At 37.9% G+C, this 7,085-nt stretch carries 6 protein-coding genes; 1 reads left to right on the forward strand and 5 read right to left on the reverse strand.

The window, feature by feature from the left end; translation table 11 throughout:
- Nucleotides 1-5 precede the first annotated feature (5 nt).
- Nucleotides 6-1,151, forward strand: coding sequence for a radical SAM family heme chaperone HemW (gene hemW, locus Q4D72_RS02475; RefSeq protein ID WP_303075835.1), 1,146 nt, complete (start codon nt 6-8; stop codon nt 1,149-1,151).
- 148 nt (nt 1,152-1,299) lie between these two features.
- Here the strand turns inward: hemW and Q4D72_RS02480 are convergent, their stop codons facing one another.
- The 5 genes from Q4D72_RS02480 to Q4D72_RS02500 all read right to left on the reverse strand — a co-directional run bounded on the left by Q4D72_RS02480 (nt 1,300) and on the right by Q4D72_RS02500 (nt 6,867).
- The gene (locus Q4D72_RS02480) at nt 1,300-1,677 is read right to left on the reverse strand and encodes a RidA family protein (RefSeq protein WP_303075836.1); all 378 of its coding nucleotides are present in this window, start codon (nt 1,675-1,677) and stop codon (nt 1,300-1,302) included.
- 48 nt (nt 1,678-1,725) lie between these two features.
- Nucleotides 1,726-3,402 carry a M23 family metallopeptidase gene (locus Q4D72_RS02485; RefSeq protein WP_303075837.1) on the reverse strand — a complete coding sequence of 559 codons (1,677 nt, stop codon included), beginning with the start codon at nt 3,400-3,402 and terminating at the stop codon, nt 1,726-1,728.
- A gap of 111 nt (nt 3,403-3,513) precedes the next feature.
- Nucleotides 3,514-4,170, reverse strand: a complete 657-nt coding sequence (locus Q4D72_RS02490) for a hypothetical protein (protein ID WP_303075838.1) — start codon at nt 4,168-4,170, stop codon at nt 3,514-3,516.
- Between the two features lie 274 nt (nt 4,171-4,444).
- A complete protein-coding gene (locus Q4D72_RS02495; RefSeq protein ID WP_303075839.1) occupies nt 4,445-6,013 on the reverse strand; it encodes a sulfatase-like hydrolase/transferase in 1,569 nt (522 codons plus the stop codon).
- 164 nt (nt 6,014-6,177) lie between these two features.
- Nucleotides 6,178-6,867, reverse strand: coding sequence for a cell division ATP-binding protein FtsE (locus Q4D72_RS02500; protein ID WP_303075840.1), 690 nt, complete (start codon nt 6,865-6,867; stop codon nt 6,178-6,180).
- Nucleotides 6,868-7,085: the final 218 nt, after the last annotated feature.

The raw sequence follows: 7,085 nt of genomic DNA on the forward strand, positions 1-7,085 counted from the left end.
GTGTGATGCACAGTCTTTACATTCACATTCCTTTTTGTAGGCAAGCCTGCCATTATTGTGATTTTCACTTCTCTACAACCTTAAAACGGAAAAGTGAAATGACAGATGCCATCTGCAAAGAACTCATTCTGCGCAAACAAGAAGCATCAGGCAGTGAATTACAAACCATTTACTTCGGAGGAGGAACGCCCAGCATCCTTTCATCTGATGAACTGCAACGCATTTTGCAAACCATACACGAAAATTACGCCGTCAGTGTTGATGCAGAGATTACTTTGGAAACCAATCCTGATGATTTTTTTAGAGAAAGTACCTCCCCAGTCGGATTACTCACAAATTTGAAGCAATTAGGCATAAATCGGTTGAGTATTGGCATACAATCGTTCTACGATGCCGATTTACAACTTATGAATCGCGCTCATAATGCCTGCCAAGCCGAAAATTTACTCCGACAAGCCTCTGAGTTTTTTGATAACATTTCCATTGACCTAATTTACGGTATTCCGAAGATGGATAACGAACGTTGGAAACAAAACATTCAAAAAGCGCTATCATTTAACGTTCCGCATATATCGGCGTACGCACTAACCGTTGAGCCTAACACTGCCCTACACAAATTTATCGCTTCGGGGAAACTGCCCAACGTTAATGACAAGCAAGCGCACGAGCATTTCACTACGATGATTGCCCTTTTGGAACAAGAAAACTTTATTCACTACGAATTTTCCAACTTCGGGAAGCAAGATTATTTCAGCCGAAACAACACTGCTTATTGGTTCGGTAAAAAATATATGGGAATCGGACCTTCTGCCCATAGTTTTGACGGCGTTAAACGAAGCTGGAACATCGCCAACAACATAAAGTACATCAAACAAATACAAAATAACATCATTCCCGCACAACACGAAGTGCTTTCCGTAAACGACCGATACAACGAACTTATCATCACACGCATTCGTACAATGGTTGGTATCGATATTAAAGAAGTGTATTCCGTTTTTGGGAAAAAATATGCCGATTACCTGCAATCACAAGCCAATAAACACCTCAATCAAGGCGTTTTAATATTAAAAGACAATCATCTTGTAACAACCCTTAAAGGAAAGTTCCTTTCCGATGGCATTGCCGCCGATTTGTTTATGGTTGATTGAAATATAGAATCAATTAATCCTAAATTACAGAATATTAACCTCTCTTTTAGAAAAGATATTTTGAAAATAAAGAGTGTTTTCCTGAAAATAAAATAAAAAATCCGATAAATGAATATCATTTATCGGATTTTTTCAATCGTTTTTAAGTTTACAATACCGCTACACACGAAATTTCAACTTCAACAAACTTCGGTAAGTTCGCTACTTGCACCGTTTCACGAGCCGGAGCCGTTTCTTCATTAAAATATTTACCATATACGGCATTTACTTCGGCAAATTGATTCATATCTGCCAAAAATATGGTCGTTTTTACTACATTTTCAAAAGAAGCGCCCGCAGCTTCAAGCACTGCTTTTAGGTTTTCCATCACTTGAACGGTTGCCGCTTCAATTCCTTTAACAACTTCATTGGTTTTAGGGTTCACCGGAATCTGTCCGGATACATACAAGGTATTCCCGGCTAAAATTGCCTGATTGTAAGGTCCAATGGGAGCCGGAGCGTTTTCTGTAAAAATAATACGTTTCATATATCTACTCGTTTTTAATTATTTACGTTATCGTTTATGCTTAAATTGTTATTTCCTTTTAAAAGATACTTCCAGTTTTTGAACATTTCCAACCCCGTCTTTGGCTGTCATTTCCAATTTATAAGTTGCCGTCTTGGGAGAGGTTAAATCCGAAAAGTCAAACGTTAAGGTGCGTGTCTTCGGTTCGTATTCAAACAAAATCCACTCACCATTGAGTGAAGCCGAATAGCTTTCCACACCGCTTAAATCATCTTTTATCTCCACTTTTAGGGTTTTTGCCGTTATTGTCGCATCATTTTTAAAGTTTATGGCACGCAACACCGGCGGATTCTCATCTTTCATCAGCGTAAACCTACCCAAATTGCGCGTTCTGGTGGTAAAAATACCATTTTTATAGATAGTTCGCTCGGCTGACGGCTTATTTTTGTCGTCCAATCGGGCAATGAAGACCTGTTGCGCTTCTTTTTCGGTGAATTTTTTATTCTCAAATGATAAATTAAAGAATTTATGCACCGCCAAGGTAGGTTTATGAAGCGTTAAGGTATCATTTTGGCTGTTTATCTGCAACAGAAAATCGTCATAGAACGTTTTTTCAGGAAAAAACACATTTCCGCCTTCAAAAGTGAAATATTGGTCACGACCTGCCACTAGAGGCACTCCGTTTTCAATGGGTCGGGCTTCCGTTACGGTTTCTTTTTTGCCTTCTATCGGAATTTGAATTCGGGTTTGGTTTCCTTTAATATCCTCAGCCACAATTGTTGCCAGATAAGACATTCCTGCTTGAATTTCAAGCATTCCGTTGTTTTGATTAAGGGTATAAATGGTTGAAATTCGGTTTCCTTTGGTTTTATAAAGCAATTGTACGCGCTTTTTTTTCTCGATATAAGTTGGATAATCAATAAATGTGTTGATATAACGGGCTTCGGTAAAGCTCAGTTTATCAAAAACATACTGAAATTGCGGATTTCCGTTAAGGGCAAGCGTAACTTTGTACAGCCCGTTCACGTGATGCGTATCGTTTTGCTTATCAATGGATTCGATACCGAAACCTATAAGCCCCTCGGCAGTAATTTTATCCGTTAGATAACTTCCGTCAGCCTGTTTGGTCATTTTTAGCTCTTGCGGAAGCTGTGATGCGTTAATTTGGGCTTCATTCCCTAACGGATATCCCATTATTTGGAACACATCGGGGGCAATTTGGTCTTTGATTTCATATCCGTGCAACAGCGGATTGACGGCTTTGGCGCTTGCATCACGAATTTCAAAATGAAGATGCGGTCCTGCACTGCTTCCGGTGTTTCCGCCCAATGCGATAACCTCTCCTTTTTTCACGACAAGCTCCGAAGCTTTTGGATAAAGCTCAATTTCAAAGGTTTTTCGGGCATATTGCCTCTTTTTAACATACGCCTCAATCACCGGAGCAAATTTTTGCAAGTGCGCATACACACTTGTGTACCCGTTGGGGTGCGTTACGTACAGCGCTTTGCCATATCCGTAAGCCCCGACCTTAATTCGGGACACGTAACCTTCTTTTATGGCATAAATATTCAGACCTTCTTTGCTTTGGGTTTTAAAATCAACGCCCGCGTGGAAATGATTGGGGCGTAATTCACCAAAATTACCCGATAATAATAAAGGTATGTCAAGCGGACTTCTAAAATCAGTCTGCGCCCACGAAAGTGCGCACAGCAACAGCGACCCCAAAGCCGTTAGTATTAATTTCATATTCTTTTTCCTGTAATTTTGCAGAAATCGTATTCTTTTCTATTTGGTTATCAAAAAACTTTGTCAAAGTTTCAGGCACTTTGACAAAGTTGGTTCTATTTTTGTGTTTGTTTATCCTCTAACTAATTTTGCGAGGCTTTCCAAGAGTTGGGGCTTGTTTTCCAAAGCAATTTTTGCCACGTTGTACATCTTGCGCGCCCATTTTTCAAGCTCGGTAACAGCCTGATTTTTATCTTTGGTTGCCTGCTGGCTTTCGCCTTTGGCATTTTGATAAACGGCATAAGCTTTTTCGGCTTGCAAAACGGCTTCCAACTGTGATTTAACGTGTTGCCCGTCTATTTTTAACGATAAAAGTGCATCGCGCAAGGTTTCATCTTGGTCAAGCGTGCCATAAAAATGTTTCATATCCTCCACCAAAGCGGCGATACTCTTTGATTCTAACGCTTTTAAGCGAAGTGTACGCAAGTTAGGCTCATCATCTTGAAAAGCAATCTTTCCTTTCTTGCGGTCTTTCATAAAAACGGACGTAACAGCCTTGTATTTCTTATCGAAATCGGCATACGTATCCGTTTCATTCTTGGAACTCATCTGATTACTTCTGTGTAGGGCAACAACCTTGTCATATAAGGCTTTACCTGCCTCAACTTCGGTATCTCCATACCCGTACTCTGCCATTTCACGGGCAATTTCAGCATTGTTTTTCAAATTTTCAAACAAAATTCCAAAATTTTGCATCATAATGGCAAATGTGTAAAACTGTTTTTTCATTTTCAATCGGTTTTATTTATTAAACAACTAATTTTTCGGAATTATTGCACTTGTTTACATTTAAAAACAAAGTAACAACCATTTTTTTATTGGACAAATATAAGTATTTGATTTATAAATTCCAAAACATTTAACATTTAATTAATAAAAACAACCTTTTTTTGGATTTTTTTGCATTGACAAAACACGTTTTACCTTTATCAATGCTCTTTTCACCTTTGTCAAAGTTCTAAACTTTGACAAAGATGCTAAATTATGGTATATTTTTCGTCATTTAGGGTTTCACTACGGCGTCATCGGCTAAACTTTCGTATGAAACATCTTCAAAATGATTAAAAACCTTTAACGAATCAGGATTTTTTGAACAAAAATCATACGTTTGGTCAAGTGTTTTCTCCTTTATCCCCAACCAATGCGCATATCCGTCCAGAAAATGAAATGCCGACTTATTTACTTTTATATGCCGATGCAGTGTATCTTTACTTGTCACCAAAACGAACGGAACTCTGTAAACCGCTTTGTTAGGTTGGGTATCGCCGTGCGTAAGTGTTGCAAAAAAACGGCTTTCCCTATCCTGCGTCATTAATCCGTGGTCGGAAAAATAAATCATTGTAAACGACTTTGAGTATTTTTGTGTGATTTGATATATTTTTTGCAAGAAAATATCAGTCTGTTCAAGCGTTTGCACATAAGCCGATAGATTTTTGTTTACATAATCATAATGAATCGGATTTTCCAGGCGCGATGCAAACTGTGTGTGTGAGCCCAATAAATGCAAAACAATCAAACGCCTCTTATTGGAATTGGGTTGCAATTGTTTTTCAAAGGTTGGCAACAAAACGGAATCCGGATAATTCATCGAGGCATACTCTGACTTCTTTGTAAATATCTTTTTATCACATAAGTTAGCGATTTTCGTAACCGGGGAGTCGTGACCACCGGCATATCCTTGATTTGACAGCCAAATGGTTTCAAATCCGGCTAATTTAGCCAATGAAATAATATTATTGGCATACAAAAACGCTTCATTTTGCTGCTGAACAAACATTCTGAGCAACGATGACGAAGTATTGGGAGCCGCTGCCGTATATCCTTCAATAACCGTACCATTCACTGCCTTTAAAAACGATGAATTTTCAAGCGGAAACCCATAAAGCGACATATAATCACGCCGAACACTTTCGCCAATGACCAATATATAATCGTTAAAAGGCGGTTGCACATCAGTTATTTGCCAAGAAGGATTACCCACAATTCCTTTTTCAAGGTCTTCCTTTAATTTGTGATAATCTTCAATATCTTTGACTATTTTTCCGTAAAAACCAATAACGGCGGTTCGTGAATATGCCCAGAGAAAGGGTTCTCCTTCACGAAATTTCTCTATCGGGCGCAAAACAGTAAGCACACACGACACGATTGCCAATAAAACAGTAATAACAATATATTTTTTAGTGTAAACAACTGATTTTTTCTTTCCTAAATAGAGGATATACCCTCCAAAAAGAAGATAAACTAACGAGATGGCATAGGCATACAACGGCAAGGACTGCACAAATTCTTTGGATTCCTGAAAATCGGTTTCAAAAAAAGCTCCTATCATCGTGGCAGGCGGATGCCCAAACCAGATTATCTGCGGCAAAAACAACACACAGGTTATCAGCACAAAAACAAACCCTATTACAAACAATACATAATGAATTCGTCTAAGGACAAGGAAGATTAGAAACGTTGCTATAATTCCATAAAAAGCCGGACCCATACTAAGCGCAAACGGAACCGAAACAGAAAAAAGAAACAGCAAAATTTCAAACAAATACGTAGAAACTATTGTTTTCAACTTCATTTTCATACAAGTTTATCACATTTTTCAAGTTGTTTTTGTTTTAATACTAATTAAAAACACCTTTTTTGTTTTCACCAAGGTTTTTATATGAAACAAAATCCTTCTTTTTATCTTTATCAAAGTATTTTTTACCTTTGTCAAAGTTTGGAACTTTGACAAAGGCGCTAAGGTGCAGTTCGTTTTTGCACTACCTCAAACACTTTTTTCTCATCACACTTCAAGGTTTTGGACGGAAACTTCAAAATAAGGGCATAATCGTGCGTCGCCATCAAAATTGTGCGCCCCGAAGCGTTAATTTCTTTCAGAACTTGCATAATTTCAACGCTTGTTTCAGGGTCTAAATTCCCCGTAGGCTCATCTGCAAGGATAAGTTCAGGGTCATTGAGCAAAGCACGCGCAATTGCGATACGCTGTTGCTCTCCTCCAGATAGTTCGTGCGGATATTTATCTGCTTTTCCTTCCATTTTAACCTTCGCAAGCACTTGGTCGATTCGTTTTTTGATTTTTTCTTTGTCTTCCCAGCCGGTTGACTTCAAAACGAATGATAGATTTTTGAAAACGGTTCGGTCGGTAAGTAATTTAAAATCTTGGAACACAACGCCGAGTTTTCTGCGAAGCAAGGGTATTTCATTTTCTTTGAGATTCTTTAAATCAAAGCCAACTACGTGCCCCTCCCCTCCTTTTAAAGGCAAATCACCATAGAGAAGCTTGATTAAGCTGCTTTTTCCGGTTCCTGTCTTCCCGATTAGGTAAACCAACTCTCCTTTTTCAATAGTCAAATCAATTTCAGTCAACACCAAACTTGATTTCTGATATATTGATACATTTTTTAAATCTAATACTATATTTTCCATATTATTTTTATTCGTTTTTAGCTATTTTTCATTAATTTTTGCTTTACACGCTTTTAAATTCACACAACCAAAAGCCATTTTCTATTCTAAAAGAATCAACTATCATTATATGCCTACCAAAACAACTCATTTGCAAATCACCAACATTTTTCTTATATTAGATAACACACAAATATTATCGGATAACATATATTTTTTACTGGATAACATATACTTTT

Source organism: Capnocytophaga sp. (assembly GCF_030532915.1).
Taxonomy (GTDB): Bacteria; Bacteroidota; Bacteroidia; order Flavobacteriales; family Flavobacteriaceae; genus Capnocytophaga.

Excerpts from the sequence above, each read along its gene's own strand:
- Q4D72_RS02495 (WP_303075839.1), bottom strand. The coding sequence starts at position 6,013 with ATGAAGTTGAAAACAATAGTTTCTACGTATTTGTTTGAAATTTTGCTG.
- hemW (WP_303075835.1), top strand. The coding sequence starts at position 6 with ATGCACAGTCTTTACATTCACATTCCTTTTTGTAGGCAAGCCTGCCAT.
- Q4D72_RS02490 (WP_303075838.1), bottom strand. The coding sequence starts at position 4,170 with ATGAAAAAACAGTTTTACACATTTGCCATTATGATGCAAAATTTTGGA.
- Q4D72_RS02500 (WP_303075840.1), bottom strand. The coding sequence starts at position 6,867 with ATGGAAAATATAGTATTAGATTTAAAAAATGTATCAATATATCAGAAA.
- Q4D72_RS02480 (WP_303075836.1), bottom strand. The coding sequence starts at position 1,677 with ATGAAACGTATTATTTTTACAGAAAACGCTCCGGCTCCCATTGGACCT.
- Q4D72_RS02485 (WP_303075837.1), bottom strand. The coding sequence starts at position 3,402 with ATGAAATTAATACTAACGGCTTTGGGGTCGCTGTTGCTGTGCGCACTT.